Here is a 16,044-nt window from a genome sequence, read left to right as displayed (position 1 = left end):
AGGAGATACCTTTTGAAACAGTGGATTAAAGCGGCAGGTCTGAGCCTGGTCATTCTGTCTTCATCAATGTACGCCCAGGCTGCTCAAGCGGCACAGAAAGTGGGTTATGTCGCAACGGGCCAGGCGATGGCCCAGTTGGCGAAGCGCTACAATGTGCCAGAGAAGCTGCGCAATGAGTTCAAAGATCGTATCGACGAGCTGCGTGGTATCGAAAACCGCATGAAGACGAAAGTCGACAAAATGAAGCGTGACGGTGAGCTAATGAGCGCAGCGGATCGTACTAAGCTGCAACGTGAAATGGCTTCGCTGGAATCAGACTACAAACTGAAAGCGAAAGCCCTGGCGGAAGACCAACGTCGCCGCGGTTCAGAAGAAGAGCAGAAACTGGTACAGAAAATCCGTCAGGCCATCCAGGACGTTGCTAAGCGTGAAGGGTATGACTTGGTGGTAGATGCAAACGCAGTACTGTATGCAAATCCGAAAGATGATCTGTCATCGAAAGTGATTTCTGCCGTTAAGTAAGGCTTGTGCCAAATCGGCAATAAAAGTCTGAACATAAGTCGAAAGGATGGGGATTACTTTGGTAAACTTCAGACTTTCGACTTGTTTTATATTGGAGTATTGCCAGTTTCACTGGTCTTACCAAATATCATGCTAGTCTGGCGATAGCCGGCAGTATGACAGGGGATCGGTCTTGGCCGTACTGACAGAAGATAAAGATAACGATAGGTTAAGAATGGCTGCATTTACTCTTGCTGAATTAGCAGACAAACTGGGCGCAGAGCTTCGAGGGGAAGGTTCTGTTGAAGTACATTCGATTGCCAGCATGAGCAAGGCGGGCGAAGGACAAATTACGTTCCTTTCTGATAGCAAATACCGCAAGCTGCTTGCTGACTGCAATGCGTCTGCAGTAATGCTACGAGAAGGGGATGTAGAGCACTTTCAGGGCAATGTTCTGATTGTGAAAGACCCATATCTTAGCTACGCCCTGGTGGCTCAGTTGCTGGATTCAACGCCAGCCGCTGCTACCGACATTGCGGCTTCGGCTTATGTGGACCCGACGGCGGTCTTGGGCAAAAATGTGGCCATCGGCCATAACGCGGTGATTGAAGCCGGAGCCCAGATTGGCGATAACGTCCAAATCGGTGCCGGTTGTTTCATCGGCAAAAATGCCCGCATTGGTGCTGGTACTAAGCTGTGGGCGAATGTGACCATTTACCATGAAGTGGTACTGGGCGAGCAGTGCCTGGTGCAATCGAGCACCGTGATCGGGGCTGATGGTTTCGGCTATGCCAACGACAAAGGCGAGTGGGTGAAAATCCCGCAAGTGGGTACAGTGCGTATCGGTAACCGTGTGGAAATTGGTGCCTGTACAACCATTGACCGCGGCGCACTGGATGACACCATCATCGAAGACAATGTGATCATCGATAACCAGATGCAGATCGCCCACAATGTGCAGATCGGATATGGTACGGCCATGGCTGGTGGTACTATTGTCGCGGGCAGCACCAAAATTGGTAAATACTGTATCATTGGCGGTGCGTCTGTGCTCAACGGCCACATTGAAATTGCCGATGGCGTGACCATTACCGGTATGGGAATGGTGATGCGCAGTATTGAAGAGAAAGGCATGTTCTCTTCCGGCATCCCGCTGCAGCCAAACAAAGAGTGGCGTAAAACAGCGGCACGTGTCATGAAAATTGACGAGATGAATAAACGTCTTAAGTCAGTTGAAAAGAAATTGGCGGAAAAAGGCGAATAACGCCTGAGCCGTCATATATGATTTAAATGGCCTGCATGCGATATGCAGGCCAGTTTGCGTTTCAACTGAACGCCATTTTAAATTTTTATCAGACAGGAATTCAGTTTTGACTAGCGAAAATAAAACGCTGAATATCACCGAGATTCAAGAGCTACTTCCACACCGTTACCCGTTTCTGATGATTGATCGCGTAACTGATTACGAAGAAGGCAAAACACTGACCGCCATTAAAAATGTGTCGGTGAATGAGCCACAGTTTACCGGCCACTTTCCGAAACTGCCGGTATTCCCGGGTGTGATGATTCTGGAAGCTATGGCTCAGGCAACCGGCCTGCTGGCATTTAAGACCTTTGGCGCTCCTGCAGAAAACGAACTGTATTACTTTGCGAGCATCGATAATGCCAAGTTCCGTAAGCCGGTTGGCCCTGGTGATCAAATGATCATTGAAGTGGAATTCCTGAAAGAGCGTCGCGGTATTGCTATGTTTAACGGTGTAGCGAAAGTTGACGGCGAAGTCGTATGTTCAGCTGAACTGAAGTGTGCAAGACGAGAGTTTTAATGATCCACGAAACAGCACAAATCCACCCGTCTGCGGTCATTGAGGAAGGCGTTAAAATCGGCGCCAATGTTACTGTCGGTCCGTTCACTTACATCGCAAAAGATGTGGAGATTGGCGACGGTAATGAAATCATGTCGCATGTGGTCATCAAAGGGCCTACCAAGATCGGTAACGATAACCGTATCTTCCCGTACGCCATCATTGGTGAAGAGTGCCAGGACAAGAAGTACAACGGTGAGCCAACGCGCCTGGAAATCGGTGACCGTAATGTGATCCGCGAAAGCGTGCAGATCCACCGTGGTACGGTTCAGGACAAAGGCGTTACGATTGTCGGCAACGACAACCTGCTGTGTGTGAATGCCCATATTGCCCATGACGTTGTGGTCGGTAACCATACCCACATCGGAAATAACTCCATTCTGGGCGGCCATGTCACGGTTGGCGACCACGCCGGTGTGATGGCATTGTCTGCGATTCACCCGTTCTGTACTGTGGGTGCTTACAGCTACGTGGGTGGTTGTTCGGCCGTTGTGCAGGATGTGCCACCTTATGTGCTGGCGCAGGGTAACCATGCCACACCGTTTGGCCTGAACCTGGTCGGTCTGCAGCGTAATGGGTTCGAAAAGCCGGAGCTGCATGCTCTGCGTCGTGCCTACAAAGAAATTTACCGCTCAGGTAAAACGCTGGCAGAAGTGAAGCCGGTTCTGGAAGAAATGGCAAAAGACTGGCCGTCAGTCGGCTTGTTCCTGGATATGTTGAATAACACAACACGCGGTATCATTCGCTGATGACGAAGCCACTTCGAATAGGAATTGTCGCCGGAGAAATCTCCGGCGATATTTTAGGTGCCGGTTTTATGAAAGCGGTCAGGGAGCAATACCCTGATGCGGAGTTTGTCGGTATTGCCGGTCCCCGTATGCAGGCCGAAGGCTGTGACACCCTGTTTGATATGGAAGAACTGGCCGTCATGGGGATTGTTGAAGTCCTGGGCCGACTGCCGCGCCTGTTCAAAATCAAGGCCGAGCTGGTTAAGTTCTTCACCGATAATCCTCCTGACGTGTTCGTCGGCATTGATGCTCCGGACTTCAACTTGCGCCTTGAGCGCGATTTGAAGCTGGCCGGCATTAAGACCGTACACTATGTCAGCCCGTCGGTCTGGGCGTGGCGCCAAAAGCGGATCTTCAAGATTGAAGCCGCCACGAATCTGGTGCTGGCTTTTCTGCCGTTTGAAAAAGCGTTCTACGATAAATTCAATGTCCCGTGCGAGTTTATCGGCCATACCATGGCCGATGCCATTCCGCTCGAAACCGATAAGGTCGCGGCTCAGCATCTGCTGGAGCTGGACAGTAACAAACGCTGGCTGGCAGTGTTGCCGGGCAGCCGCGGCGGTGAAATGGAGCTGTTGGCAGCGCCGTTCATAGAAACCTGTCGGTTGCTGAAACAAACGCATCCTGAGCTGGGGTTTGTGGTCGCGCTGGTGAACCAGAAGCGCCGTGAGCAGTTCGAAAAAGCGTGGCAGGAAACGGCTCCTGATCTGGATTTTGTCCTGGTCGACGATACTGCCCGTAACGTGATGATCGCCTCTGATGCCGTGCTGCTGGCATCCGGCACCGTAGCGCTCGAATGCATGCTGGTGAAGCGGCCGATGGTAGTCGGTTACAAAGTGAAACCGCTGACCGCCTGGCTGGCCAAACGCATGCTGAAAACCAAATATGTGTCGCTGCCTAATATTCTGGCGGATCGGGAGTTGGTACCGGAGTTGTTGCAGGATGACTGCACCCCGGAGAAACTGGCGGCGGAAGTTAACCGTTTTCTGGAGGCTGATAATCAGGCTCTGATGGAAGAATTTACCCGACTGCACCAGCTGATTCGTTGTAATGCCGACGACAAAGCGGCGGCAGCGGTACTGAAATTGCTGGAGAGCCAATAGGCGACCGGCTGAAAAGATCGAAAAGTAAAATGGCAACAGAATTTGAACCTTTTGAGTACCCGGCCGCGACATGTATCGCCGGGGTGGATGAAGTTGGCCGTGGCCCGTTGGTCGGCGCCGTGGTGACCGCCGCCGTGATTCTGGATCCCGCCAATCCCATTGCGGGATTAACGGATTCCAAAAAACTGTCGGAGAAAAAGCGCAATCTGCTGTTCGATGAGATCAAAGAAAAAGCGCTGGCTTGGTCACTGGGTCGCTGCGAGCCGGAAGAAATTGATCAGCTGAATATCCTGCAGGCGACCATGGTGGCGATGCAGCGTGCCGTAGCTGGTCTGGCCGTGCAGCCTGACTTTGTGCTGGTGGATGGCAACAAGGTACCGCAACTGCCGATGCCGGCTCAGGCCGTGGTCAAAGGTGACCTGCGAGTGGCTGAAATCAGTGCCGCTTCTATTCTGGCCAAAGTGACCCGTGACCGGGAAATGGAAGTGCTGGATGCCGAGTATCCGCAGTATGGCTTTGCCAAACACAAGGGCTATCCAACCAAGGCACACTTTGAAGCGCTCGCCGAGCACGGGGCGATTGAGCAGCACCGCAAGAGCTTCAAACCGGTCAAACGTGCATTGGGGCTGGACTAGCACCTCATTGGCCTTAGCTGCCTTCAGGGTTACTGAAGGCGGTAAGGCTTCACCCGTGTTTAGGCGTCTATTGTGTTGCCGTTGCAGCCGGGTTTAAGTTCTTGCTGTGTTTAAGTTCAAGCTGCGCTTAAGTTTCCGCAGGGTTTACGTTACCGCCCCGTTTAAGTGGTGGTGTTTTACGCAGGTGGCCAAGCACTAACGGCGTTGTCAACAGTGATGCGGTGAGTGCTTTGGGCTATAATCATCACTTTGTTTTACAATCCTCAATTGCTGGTTAGTCATGGCAGAACCTCGTTTTATTCATCTTCGCGTCCACAGTGATTTCTCTATGGTTGACGGCCTGTCCAAGGTGCCACCGCTGGTTAAAGCTGTGGCCCAGATGGGCATGCCGGCGATGGCACTGACGGATTTCACCAACCTGTGTGGTCTGGTGAAGTTTTACTTTGCTGCCCACGGTGCCGGGATGAAGCCGATTATCGGGGCTGACTTTAAAGTTCAGTCCGAAGAAATGGGCGACGAGCTGTTTGACCTGACCATTTTGGCGGCCGATAACGACGGTTACAAAAACCTGACTCTGTTGATCTCGGAAGCCTATCAGCGTGGCCATGTGCAGCACATGCCGGTAATTGACAAAGACTGGCTGGTGAACCACAAACAGGGGCTGATTCTGCTGTCCGGCGGGAAAACCGGTGATGTGGGTAAGGCGCTGCTCAAAGGCAACCAGCAACTGCTCAACAAATGCGTCAGCTTTTATCAGGAGCACTTCCCGGATGCGTATTACCTTGAGCTGGTGCGGACCGGCCGGCCGGATGAAGAAGCTTACCTGCACTTTGCCATTGAGCTGGCGGAAAATGTCGGCTTGCCGGTGGTGGCCACCAATGACGTACGTTTCCTGACCCCGGATAAATTCGATGCCCACGAAATTCGGGTGGCGATTCACGATGGCTACACGCTGGCAGATCCTAACCGGCCGAGACTCTACAGTGAGCAGCAGTATCTGCGTAGTGAAGAGGAAATGTGCGAGCTGTTTGCCGACATTCCTGAGGCGCTGGAAAACTCCGTAGAGATTGCCAAGCGCTGTAACGTCACCGTGCGTCTGGGCGAATATTTCCTGCCGAATTTCCCGACTGGCGATCTCAGCACCGAAGATTTCCTGGTGAAAAAATCCAGAGAGGGCCTGGAGCGCCGTCTAGAGTTCCTGTTCCCGGATGAGGAGGAGCGGGCCAAGCGCCGTCCGGAATATGATGAGCGTCTGGAAATTGAACTGGACGTTATCAACCAGATGGGATTCCCGGGCTACTTCCTGATCGTAATGGAGTTCATCCAGTGGTCGAAGGACAACGGGGTGCCGGTGGGGCCGGGCCGGGGTTCAGGTGCCGGTTCGCTGGTGGCTTATGCGCTGGACATCACCGATCTGGATCCGCTGGAATTTGACCTGCTGTTCGAACGCTTCCTGAACCCGGAGCGGGTATCGATGCCCGACTTCGATATCGATTTCTGTATGGACAAGCGGGATCTGGTCATCGATCACGTGGCCGAAATGTACGGCCGTGATGCGGTATCCCAGATCATTACGTTTGGTACCATGGCTGCGAAGGCGGTTATCCGTGACGTGGGCCGGGTACTGGGACACCCGTACGGCTTTGTGGATCGGATCTCCAAACTGGTACCGGCAGAGCCGGGGATGACGTTGGCGAAGGCGTTTGAAGCTGAGCCGCAGTTACCGCAGATTTATGAGTCTGACGAAGAGGTCAAAGACCTCATCGACATGTGCCGGGTGCTGGAAGGGGTGACCCGGAACGCCGGTAAACACGCCGGGGGGGTTGTGATTTCGCCTACGGCGATCACGGATTTTGCGCCGCTGTACTGTGACGCAGAAGGTCATCACCCGGTGACCCAGTTCGACAAGAATGACGTCGAAACTGCCGGTCTGGTGAAGTTCGACTTCCTCGGCCTGCGTACCCTGACCATCATTGACTGGGCGTTGGGGATGATCAACCCGCGTCTGGAGCTGCTGGGGCAAGAACCCATAAACATAGCCGCGATTCCGATGGACGATGCCAAGTCGTTTGCCATGCTGCAGCGTTCGGAATCCACCGCGGTATTCCAGCTTGAATCCCGTGGGATGAAAGATCTGATCAAGCGCCTGCAGCCGGACTGCTTTGAAGACATGATCGCACTGGTGGCCCTGTTCCGTCCGGGTCCGTTGCAATCGGGCATGGTAGATAACTTTATCGACCGTAAGCACGGCCGGGAAGCGATTTCCTACCCGGATGAAAAGTGGCAGCACGAGTCGCTCAAAGAAATTCTCGATCCGACCTACGGCATCATCCTGTACCAGGAACAGGTGATGCAGATTGCTCAGGTTCTGGCGGGCTATACCCTGGGTGGCGCGGACTTGCTGCGTCGTGCTATGGGTAAGAAAAAGCCGGAAGAGATGGCCAAGCAACGGGCGATCTTCGAAGAGGGGGCGATCAACAACGGCATCGACGGTGAGCTGGCGATGCGTATTTTCGACCTGGTGGAAAAATTTGCCGGCTACGGCTTTAACAAATCCCACTCCGCAGCGTACGCCCTGGTGTCATACCAGACGCTGTGGCTGAAAGCCCATTATCCGGCCGAGTTCATGGCTGCGGTAATGACCGCGGATATGGATAACACCGATAAAATCGTTGGTCTGGTGGACGAGTGCCACCGGATGAAACTCCAACTGCTGCCACCGGATGTGAACAAGGGGCTGTACCGTTTCAACGTCGATGACAACGGGGCCATTGTATACGGTATCGGTGCGGTGAAAGGGGTTGGTGAAGGCCCGATTGAAAATATCATATCGGCGCGGGAAAAAGGCGGTCACTTCAAGGATCTGTTCGATTTCTGTGCCCGTATTGACACCAAGAAGGTGAACAAGCGAGTACTGGAGCGGCTGATCAAATGTGGCGCGATGGATCGTCTGGGACCGAACCGTGCCGCGATGATGGCCTCGTTGGATGACGCCCTGCGAGCAGCCAGCCAGCACCATCAGGCGGAAGCTTTTGGTCAGGCTGACATGTTCGGCGTACTGACCGAAGCGCCGGAAGAAGTCGAACACGCTTACGCCAATATCCCGGAATGGCCGGATAAAGTCTGGCTGGAAGGCGAGCGGGAGACGTTGGGTCTGTACCTGACCGGCCACCCGATCAATGCCTATCAGAAAGAGCTGAAGCATTACACGACCTGGCGTCTGAAAGATGCTCAGCCGACCGGGCGTGATAAAGTTGCCACCGTTGCCGGGCTGGTGATTGCTGCCCGGGTGATGACGACCAAGCGTGGAACGCGCATCGGGATTTTAACGCTTGATGACCGTACCGGACGGATGGAAGTCATGTTATTCTCTGAAGCGCTTGAACGGCACCTAGATCTGATTGAAAAAGATAAGATTCTGGTGGTATCCGGACAGGTCAGCTTTGATGATTTTAATGGTGGCCTTAAAATGTCCGCCCGTGAAGTGCTGGATATCTCAGATGCCCGAGAAAAGCACCTGCGTGGACTTGCTATCTCAGTCACTGAGAGGCAAATTGATGAACAGTTTTTTGAGCGTTTCAGCAAAGTGCTGGAACCCCATCGGGCAGGGACTGTCCCTGTTAACGTGTATTATCAGCGCTCGAACGCGCGTGCCAAGCTGACCCTGGGGACAGAGTGGCGCGTTACCCCGGCAGATCAACTCATTACCGATCTAAAAATATTGCTGGGTGAGAAGCAAGTCGAGCTTGAGTTTAATTAATGAAGCCATAATTATTGGCATTTGAATAATTATGAGCAAAAGGATTGAAGTGGTATGAGCCTGAACTTCCTTGAATTTGAACAGCCGATTGCTGAGCTGGAAGCGAAAATTGAAGCACTGCGTGACGTGTCACGCCGTGATGAATCAGCATCGGTTGATTTAGATAAAGAAATTGAGCAACTGGAATCAAAAAGCCTGGAGCTGACCAAAAAGATTTTTGGTGATCTGGGTGCATGGCAGGTTGCCCAGCTGGCGCGTCATCCACAGCGTCCGTACACGTTTGATTATGTCGAGCACATGTTCACCGAGTTCGATGAGCTGGCGGGTGACCGTGCGTTTGCTGATGACAAAGCGCTGGTTGGCGGGTTGGCTCGCCTGGACGGCCGTCCTGTGATGGTGATTGGTCACCAGAAAGGCCGCGAGACCAAAGAAAAGGTACTGCGTAACTTCGGCATGCCAAAGCCGGAAGGTTACCGTAAAGCCCTGCGTCTGATGAAAATGGCTGAGCGTTTCAACATGCCAATCATCACCTTCATTGACACCGCGGGTGCTTACCCGGGTGTAGGTGCGGAAGAGCGCGGCCAGTCTGAAGCGATTGCCAAAAACCTGAAAGAGATGGCTGGCCTGACCGTGCCGGTGATTTGTAACGTGGTTGGTGAAGGCGGTTCCGGTGGTGCACTGGCGATCGGCGTGGGCGATTGCGTGAACATGCTGCAATACTCGACTTACTCTGTGATTTCACCGGAAGGCTGTGCGTCTATCCTGTGGCGTGACTCCGACAAGGCCCCACAAGCGGCGGAAGCGATGGGTATGACAGCCCCTCGTCTGAAAGAGCTGGAGCTGATCGACAACGTGATCGAAGAGCCTCTGGGCGGTGCGCACCGCAACGTGGTGGCGACGGCCGAAAGCCTGAAGCAGCAAATTCTGGCGACGCTGGAGGAGCTGGATCAGATGGATACCGAAACGCTGCTGGAGCGTCGCTACCAGCGTCTGATGAGCTACGGCTACTGCTGAGTGTCATGAGTGGCAATCTGAGCCACTCAGGGAGTGCATTCATTTCGGTTGATGTAACTTCAAAAGTGAATGCGCCCTCATAAACAGAATCGACGTAAACGGGTCAGCCTGAACAGGCTGGCCCGTTTTGTTTTGTGCTGCGGCTAACTGACCGGGCTTGGTATACTTCCCCGCAGGTATCAGGCTGGCAAATTATCAGGCGGAAAATCAGATATGTTGTATTCCAGGCTCAGAACCCGGCTCAAGGCCAGGTTGCAGGCTAATGATGGCGCTGCCTCGCGCATCGTTCTGGCATTTAGTGGCGGGTTGGACTCCCGGGTGCTGCTGCATCTGCTCGGCCGCTTTCAAACGGAGCATCCCGACGTTGTCTGCCTGGCTGTTCATGTCCACCACGGATTAAGCCGCCATGCCGATGACTGGGCGCAGCAATGCTTAAACTGGGCGGATGACGCCGGGATCGCCTGCCGGATTGAGCGGGTAACATTGCAGCTGGGCAACCGACTCAGCCTTGAACAACAGGCCAGAGAGGCACGCTATCAGGCGCTGGCTCACCACCTTCGACCGGGAGATTTGCTGCTGACGGCGCAGCATGCCGATGATCAGCTGGAAACGGTATTACTGGCGCTGAAACGGGGGAGTGGCCCAGCGGGACTGGCGGCGATGCCTGAGGCGATGACATTTGCCGATGGTATCCATTTACGCCCCTTGCTCGATTGCCCGCGCGACGAACTGGCTGTGTATGCGTACCGCCATGGTCTGGAGTGGGTTGAGGACGAAAGCAACCAGGATGAACGCTTTGACCGGAATTTCTTGCGCCACCAGATCGCCCCGAAGCTGACTGAGCGCTGGTCGGGCATCCGCAAGGCTGTGGCCCGCAGTGCGGCGCTGTGTGGCGAACAGGAAGCGCTACTGCAAGAACTGCTGGCAGATAAGCTGAATGCGGCGCTGGCTCCCGATCACAGCCTCTGTGTGGCCGGTTTAGGCAGTGCACTGCAGGGCAAAGCCCTGATTCGCCAGTGGCTGGCTGGTCAGAAAGTCAGAATGCCGAGCAAAGCCCAGCTTGATCAAATCTGGGAGAGCGTGGTGCAGGCCAGGGAAGATGCCAATCCGTGCCTGAAAACGGAGGGCTATGAGGTGCGTCGTTTCCAGCAGCGTCTGTACCGGGTTGCGTCTTGGCCTGAACTGACGGATAGCCGGATACCATGTTCATTGGGAACGCCTTGCCAGTTGCCACAGGATTTGGGCTCGTTGACGCTGAGCCCGGCGGCCAATGGCTGTTTGCGCCTGCCGCGTGCCGATGAGCCGGTTTCGGTCCGGTTTGAGCCTGCCGGACTGCATGTGCAACCGCTTGGGCGAGTCGGCAAGCGCAAGCTCAAAAAGCTGTTTCAGGAATACGGTGTGCCAAGCTGGAACCGGCGCCGGACACCCTTGGTGTTTTACGGTGAAGAACTGGCGGCAGTGGCCGGGCTGTTCGTGGTGAGCGGTTTTGAAGGACGGGAGTGTGACCTGAAGTGGCACAATTGACCATTCTATATGCAATGCAAGCTGAAAAAAGGCACAATGAAAATGCGTTTTCTGGCAGTGGTTTTCAGAAAACAGTATGGATATCAGAAAAATAAGAAGAGGACCTGATGAAGAAAGTTCTTGCATTGACCCTGTTAGCAACTGTGATGTCTGCCCCGTCCCTGGCGGCTGGTGATGCCGAGGCCGGGAAAGCTAAGGCTGCCGTGTGTGCGGCCTGCCACGGTGCCGATGGCGTAGCCATGATTCCGGGATACCCGAACCTGAAAGGCCAGAATGAGCAGTACCTGGTCAGCGCCCTGAAGGCGTATAAAAACAAGGAACGCAACGGTGGCATGGCGGCAGTCATGCAGCCTCAGGCTGCGATGCTGAGTGACACCGATATGGTTAACGTAGCGGCTTATTTCTCGCAAATGAAGTAACGCTGGCCCGGTAGGCACATAGCTTGCCGACCCAATCTGGAGCGCACTGCGGATCGTCGTGATCTTCAGTGCGTTTTTTTATAGCTGCAAGGTGGCACGCGATTTCCTGCTGGTTGGTTATCTTTTGTCCAATCAGATTTTCTGCAGTTGCGAAATAACGCAGTTAATATTATTGTACTAGCACGCTGATACATTAGGTGCGAGTTTATGGCAGGAAACAGAGAACATTTTGGCTCACGGATGGGGTTTATTCTGGCGGCAGCTGGTGCCGCTGTTGGGCTTGGAAACATTTGGGGGTTCCCAACCCAAGCCGCGAGCAATGGGGGCGGGGCATTTTTGTTGGTGTACCTGCTGATGATCCTGGTGGTGGCTTTCCCGATGCTGATTGTGGAAATGGCTATCGGGCGTCACGGTCAGGCCAACCCGATTGACAGTATGCGCAGCCTGTCTGCCAATCCGCTGGCCAAGAAAGCCGGCGCGGTGGTGGGCAGCATCGGGTTAATGGTGCCATGTCTGGTGCTGGCGTTTTACAGTATCGTTGCCGGATGGCTGATCACGTTTCTGCTGGCAGCCATTACCGATATTATCGGTCTGCAGGCGGCGACTGAGTGGCTGAAAGGATTCTCTGTTTCCCGTAATCTTTTTGGTGCGGCCATCTTTTATCTGCTGACGATTCTGATCGTCCAGAGCGGGGTAAAGCAGGGAATTGAAAAATGGTCAACCCGACTGATGCCGGCCTTGTTTGTGCTGTTTGGCCTGATGTTCCTTTACATCATGACACAGGATGGCGCGATGGAAGGACTGAAGCATTACCTGGTACCGGATTTCAGCAAAGTACTGGAGCCGAAACTGTTGCTGGCCGCGATGGGGCAAGGTTTCTTTTCACTGACGATCGGTGGCTGTTCCATGCTGATTTACGGCTCATACCTGAGTAAACAGGAAAACCTGCCGAAAATGGCTATGAGTGTGACGCTGGTGGATACCGCGGTGGCGTTCATTGCGGGTCTGGTTGTGCTGCCGGCGATGTTTGTCGCGATGCAGAAAGGCGTGGCGATTTACGCTGAAGATGGGTCACTGCTCAGTTCAGATACACTAGTGTTCACTGTGCTGCCGATGCTGTTTGACAGCTTGGGATTTGTCGGCCAACTGCTGGCGGTCGTGTTCTTTGTGCTGATGACGATTGCGGCGCTGACCTCGTCCATCTCGATGCTGGAATGCCCGGTGGCACTGGTGAGTGAACGTTTTAACACAGCCCGTAAACCGACCAGTTGGGTGTTGGGCGGTGTGATTGCTCTGTTCAGTGCGGTAATCATCTTTAATTTCGGCGCACTGTTCGGCTTGGTTGCTACCGTAGCAACCCAGTACTTCCAACCGGTTGCGGCACTGTTGTTTACCTTATTCGGTGGCTGGGTATGGTCTCGCCACAGCAAGCTGAAGGAACTCAGCGAAGGCTGTCCAGATCTGGAGCGTAGCCTGTTCTGGAAAATCTGGCCGCTGTACCTGAAAGTGGTGTGTCCGATTTTGGTTGCTACCGTCCTGTACGCCTCTTTCAGTTAGACGCTCTGGGCAGTTAGCCGCCCTGAATAGTTAGCCGCCCTGAACAGTTGGCCACTCAGGGGAGTGAGCTAGCTTGAGACGGCGGGTTAGTACGAGAGTTAATGCATTAAAAATTGACTATCAAAAACGGAAGCCTTGGCTTCCGTTTTTTGTTGGGGAATTGCCTGCCGAGCCGTATGCGGTAGCTAAATGCAACCTACTGCAGTGATGGTCGGTGGTGTGGCTAGTTGGGTCTTAGCGAAACTGTTTTGCTTCTGGCAGATAATCAAACCCGGCCGCTGCCAGCTTGGCGACCAGCAGGTCTTTATCAATGTCGTAGTAGCGGACCAAGGCATCAAGATCACCGAATTCGTCGCGGATTTTCATGTTCACGATGCTCATCAGCATCACCGGATCCATCTTTTCAAAGTTACTCAGGTTCATTACGCGTCCTCGTGATCACTCATCAGAAGATTTGCCGCCGCAAAGGCCGCTTTTTCCCGCATGTCCTGCGGCAGTGTTTCATTGGCCGCAATGTCATTCAATGCCAGTACTGCACAGTGGATGGCATTCGGGATATAGCCCAGCTCGCCGCCGCCAATCTGGGCATAGGTCATTCGAACCAACTCGCAACACTCATAGACTTTCATGGTTTGTACCTTAATCAAATGCATCGAAAATAGGGTTTTCGTCTGCCAGCGCTGCCTGAAGGAAGAGGAAAGCCCACTTTGATTGGATTCTCTCACTATACCAAACTCGGTTTGGGAAAGTCAGTGGGGTTATTTGCCGCGTTTATGGGCGTAAAGCTGGCGATCGGCACGATCGACCAGAGTGGTGCTGCTATCGCCATGACGGTAGGAGGTGTAGCCGCATGAGCAGCCAATATTCAACGGGCGCAAAATCGGGTCGTCGCTGATCATTTGCTCGACGCGGTAATAGACCTGAAGCGCGGACTCGTCGGTGGCCGGTTGCAGCAGCACCGCAAACTCGTCACCGCCGATTCGGTAGCAGCGGTCAGAGGCACGGACGGATTTTTTGAGTAGCTGGCTGAACTGTCGAATCACTTTGTCGCCATCAGGGTGGCCAAACCGATCATTAACCTGCTTGAAGTTATCGAGGTCAAACAACACCAGCACCAGGCCGACATTACGGCGTTCGCTCATCGCAATGGCCTGACTGACATCCTGCTCGAAGCAGCTGCGGTTGCCCAGACCTGACAGGTAATCCTGCAGGGCCATGTTTTTTACGCGGCGGTACTCAATGGCATTCATCAGTGGCCCGGCAAACAGGCGGTGATAAGTATGCAGCAGGCTGATTTCATCGTTGTCCAGCGGGTAGGGCGTAATGTACTGCAACTTGCCCAGTTCGTGCTGACTAAAACGCAGTAAAAAGGTTTTTCGGTGCTCGGTGGCGGGGCCTCGTCGGATCGGCAAGGTGGTGTTGTCACACTCCCATACCAGACGGCTGATATCGATCTGTTTCTCGACTTCCCGGGTGAAGATTTCAAACAGCAGCGCTAAATCCAGTTTTCCCTGCAGCTTCTGCAAGATCAGCAGACGTTGATCAGCACCAAGTGGTTTAGCCCTTGGTTTGCTGTGTTGTTCTGCGATCAGTTTCTTCCGTAGGATCGGATCCATATCAGCGCTATAGAGGAGTTAAGAGGCTTACTATAGGCAATAATGAGCCTATTTCAATAGGTTAAGCGAAAAATCTCTTATCAATTCACTGAGTTAGTTTAAAAAATTGCGCAAGATCGCTTCTTTTTCCTGGGCGTCCTCGTACCCCATTTTGATCAGGGCGCGCACGTAGGCGGGTTCGAACAGAATATAGCTGGTGATCGCAGCGTCATCCCGCGGACTGAGTCCGGTCAGCCGCATCAGGGCCCGAGCCATGGGAGGTAAGTGACTGTAATAGCGGCGGGCTAACGGTTCAAACGACTCGCTGGGATAGAGATGGACGTGTTCTATCACGCGCATTCCCTGTTCGCGGCGGGCGTCTTGAGGCAAGCTGGCCAGCAGGGAGTTCGTCCGTGACAGGTTTTCCAGATCTGCCGTCAGGGTATCACTGAAAATGGTGTCCATCAGGTGGCCGCCCAGAGCGGCCAGCCCCGGGGCACTGGTTTGATCCGCTTGCTGCAGTTTCTGGTTGATCAGGTCAATGATCAGGATTTTATCTGCTCCCATTTTCAGTGACGGGCGCAGCGGTGCCAGCTGGTGGATGGAGCCGTCACCGTAGTAAGCGCGGCCGATCCGGGTAGCGGGAAACACCAGCGGGATCGCAGAAGAGGCCATCAGGTGATCGGTGGTCAGCATCGCTCGGCGGCCTTTCGATTTGGCTCTGTCCCACTCGCGAATTTCCTTCTGACCCTGAAAAAAACTGACAGAATGACCGCTCTTGTAGCTTGAGGCTGTGATGGAAATACCGTGCAGATTACCGGCTGCGATCTGGGTTTCCAGCCGCTGATAGTTATTGACCTGATTGAGCAGGTGGCGCAGCGGACGGTTGTTGAGCAAGCCAAACGGCGGGCGTTCGTGATAGGACGATTGCAGTCGGGCCATACCTTGCCCCAGCAGATAGCTACTCATGCCAAGCGAGCTGGCGGCAAAAATGCGGCGGCTGTGCAGACGCGACCAGATCCACTCCAGCTTTTTGACTCCCAGCCGAAAGCAGGAAGCATAGCTGGCAATAGAAATGGCGTTAATGGCCCCGGCTGAAGTGCCGCAGTAAATGGCAAACGGGCTGTGGTGAACACGGGGATACCACTCCGAAATGGCTTTCAGCACCCCGACCTGATACGCCGCCCTGGCTCCACCGCCAGTCAGCAATAAACTGATTTTTGGCTTATCCTTTGCCATGGCAATCCCTTTGTTACTGCTTTGCTATAACTATATCCCTTTTTGTT

Annotated in this window: 15 protein-coding genes; 11 read left to right on the top strand and 4 right to left on the bottom strand. The window is 53.8% G+C overall.

What is annotated here, in order from left to right:
* The first annotated feature begins 12 nt into the window (after positions 1–12).
* The 11 genes from PGW97_RS13155 to PGW97_RS13105 all read left to right on the top strand — a co-directional run bounded on the left by PGW97_RS13155 (position 13) and on the right by PGW97_RS13105 (position 13,163).
* Entirely contained in the window at positions 13–522 is a 510-nt protein-coding gene (locus PGW97_RS13155) for an OmpH family outer membrane protein (protein WP_047883173.1), read from the top strand.
* A 214-nt stretch (positions 523–736) separates the two neighbouring features.
* A complete protein-coding gene (lpxD, locus tag PGW97_RS13150; protein WP_273859669.1) occupies positions 737–1,765 on the top strand; it encodes a UDP-3-O-(3-hydroxymyristoyl)glucosamine N-acyltransferase in 1,029 nt (342 codons plus the stop codon).
* A 106-nt stretch (positions 1,766–1,871) separates the two neighbouring features.
* On the top strand, positions 1,872–2,324 hold the full coding sequence (gene fabZ, locus PGW97_RS13145) for a 3-hydroxyacyl-ACP dehydratase FabZ (RefSeq protein WP_047883171.1): 453 nt from the start codon (positions 1,872–1,874) through the stop codon (positions 2,322–2,324).
* A complete protein-coding gene (gene lpxA, locus PGW97_RS13140) occupies positions 2,324–3,112 on the top strand; it encodes an acyl-ACP--UDP-N-acetylglucosamine O-acyltransferase (RefSeq protein ID WP_047883170.1) in 789 nt (262 codons plus the stop codon). Before fabZ ends, lpxA begins: the two co-directional genes overlap by 1 nt.
* Positions 3,112–4,254 carry a lipid-A-disaccharide synthase gene (gene lpxB, locus PGW97_RS13135; RefSeq protein WP_273857477.1) on the top strand — a complete coding sequence of 381 codons (1,143 nt, stop codon included), beginning with the start codon at positions 3,112–3,114 and terminating at the stop codon, positions 4,252–4,254. Before lpxA ends, lpxB begins: the two co-directional genes overlap by 1 nt.
* A gap of 29 nt (positions 4,255–4,283) precedes the next feature.
* Complete coding sequence (gene rnhB / locus PGW97_RS13130) at positions 4,284–4,889, top strand: ribonuclease HII (RefSeq protein ID WP_273857476.1); 606 nt, start codon at positions 4,284–4,286, stop codon at positions 4,887–4,889.
* A gap of 280 nt (positions 4,890–5,169) precedes the next feature.
* A complete protein-coding gene (gene dnaE, locus PGW97_RS13125) occupies positions 5,170–8,649 on the top strand; it encodes a DNA polymerase III subunit alpha (RefSeq protein WP_217392025.1) in 3,480 nt (1,159 codons plus the stop codon).
* A 54-nt stretch (positions 8,650–8,703) separates the two neighbouring features.
* Positions 8,704–9,663 (top strand): acetyl-CoA carboxylase carboxyl transferase subunit alpha, encoded by a 960-nt coding sequence (gene accA, locus PGW97_RS13120; RefSeq protein WP_047883166.1) that lies wholly within the window; start codon positions 8,704–8,706, stop codon positions 9,661–9,663.
* A 213-nt stretch (positions 9,664–9,876) separates the two neighbouring features.
* Positions 9,877–11,187, top strand: a complete 1,311-nt coding sequence (tilS, locus tag PGW97_RS13115; protein WP_273857475.1) for a tRNA lysidine(34) synthetase TilS — start codon at positions 9,877–9,879, stop codon at positions 11,185–11,187.
* A 107-nt stretch (positions 11,188–11,294) separates the two neighbouring features.
* A complete protein-coding gene (locus PGW97_RS13110; protein WP_047883165.1) occupies positions 11,295–11,606 on the top strand; it encodes a c-type cytochrome in 312 nt (103 codons plus the stop codon).
* Positions 11,607–11,813: 207 nt separating this feature from the next.
* Complete coding sequence (locus PGW97_RS13105; RefSeq protein WP_273857474.1) at positions 11,814–13,163, top strand: sodium-dependent transporter; 1,350 nt, start codon at positions 11,814–11,816, stop codon at positions 13,161–13,163.
* 234 nt (positions 13,164–13,397) lie between these two features.
* Here the strand turns inward: PGW97_RS13105 and PGW97_RS13100 are convergent, their stop codons facing one another.
* The 4 genes from PGW97_RS13100 to PGW97_RS13085 all read right to left on the bottom strand — a co-directional run bounded on the left by PGW97_RS13100 (position 13,398) and on the right by PGW97_RS13085 (position 15,997).
* Complete coding sequence (locus PGW97_RS13100; protein ID WP_047883163.1) at positions 13,398–13,586, bottom strand: DUF4250 domain-containing protein; 189 nt, start codon at positions 13,584–13,586, stop codon at positions 13,398–13,400.
* Positions 13,586–13,792, bottom strand: coding sequence for a YaeP family protein (locus tag PGW97_RS13095; RefSeq protein WP_273857473.1), 207 nt, complete (start codon positions 13,790–13,792; stop codon positions 13,586–13,588). The genes PGW97_RS13100 and PGW97_RS13095 overlap by 1 nt, the downstream gene beginning before the upstream one ends.
* A gap of 129 nt (positions 13,793–13,921) precedes the next feature.
* Positions 13,922–14,779: a GGDEF domain-containing protein gene (locus PGW97_RS13090; protein WP_047883161.1), complete on the bottom strand. Its 858-nt coding sequence runs from the start codon at positions 14,777–14,779 to the stop codon at positions 13,922–13,924.
* A 93-nt stretch (positions 14,780–14,872) separates the two neighbouring features.
* Positions 14,873–15,997, bottom strand: coding sequence for a patatin-like phospholipase family protein (locus PGW97_RS13085; RefSeq protein WP_273857472.1), 1,125 nt, complete (start codon positions 15,995–15,997; stop codon positions 14,873–14,875).
* Positions 15,998–16,044 lie beyond the last annotated feature (47 nt).

The sequence above is a fragment of the Photobacterium sp. GSS17 genome (genome assembly GCF_028621875.1).
In the GTDB taxonomy this organism is placed as follows: Bacteria; Pseudomonadota; Gammaproteobacteria; order Enterobacterales; family Vibrionaceae; genus Photobacterium; species Photobacterium ganghwense.
The sequence above is the reverse complement of the archived record's forward strand: the minus strand, read 5'-3'. Positions and strand labels throughout refer to the sequence as shown.

Bases quoted from the DNA above. Each gene is read 5' to 3' on its own strand.
- lpxD (WP_273859669.1), top strand. From the start codon at position 737: ATGGCTGCATTTACTCTTGCTGAATTAGCAGACAAACTGGGCGCAGAG.
- accA (WP_047883166.1), top strand. From the start codon at position 8,704: ATGAGCCTGAACTTCCTTGAATTTGAACAGCCGATTGCTGAGCTGGAA.
- PGW97_RS13100 (WP_047883163.1), bottom strand. From the start codon at position 13,586: ATGAACCTGAGTAACTTTGAAAAGATGGATCCGGTGATGCTGATGAGC.
- PGW97_RS13085 (WP_273857472.1), bottom strand. From the start codon at position 15,997: ATGGCAAAGGATAAGCCAAAAATCAGTTTATTGCTGACTGGCGGTGGA.
- lpxB (WP_273857477.1), top strand. From the start codon at position 3,112: ATGACGAAGCCACTTCGAATAGGAATTGTCGCCGGAGAAATCTCCGGC.
- dnaE (WP_217392025.1), top strand. From the start codon at position 5,170: ATGGCAGAACCTCGTTTTATTCATCTTCGCGTCCACAGTGATTTCTCT.
- rnhB (WP_273857476.1), top strand. From the start codon at position 4,284: ATGGCAACAGAATTTGAACCTTTTGAGTACCCGGCCGCGACATGTATC.
- PGW97_RS13090 (WP_047883161.1), bottom strand. From the start codon at position 14,779: ATGGATCCGATCCTACGGAAGAAACTGATCGCAGAACAACACAGCAAA.
- lpxA (WP_047883170.1), top strand. From the start codon at position 2,324: ATGATCCACGAAACAGCACAAATCCACCCGTCTGCGGTCATTGAGGAA.
- PGW97_RS13110 (WP_047883165.1), top strand. From the start codon at position 11,295: ATGAAGAAAGTTCTTGCATTGACCCTGTTAGCAACTGTGATGTCTGCC.
- PGW97_RS13105 (WP_273857474.1), top strand. From the start codon at position 11,814: ATGGCAGGAAACAGAGAACATTTTGGCTCACGGATGGGGTTTATTCTG.
- PGW97_RS13095 (WP_273857473.1), bottom strand. From the start codon at position 13,792: ATGAAAGTCTATGAGTGTTGCGAGTTGGTTCGAATGACCTATGCCCAG.
- tilS (WP_273857475.1), top strand. From the start codon at position 9,877: ATGTTGTATTCCAGGCTCAGAACCCGGCTCAAGGCCAGGTTGCAGGCT.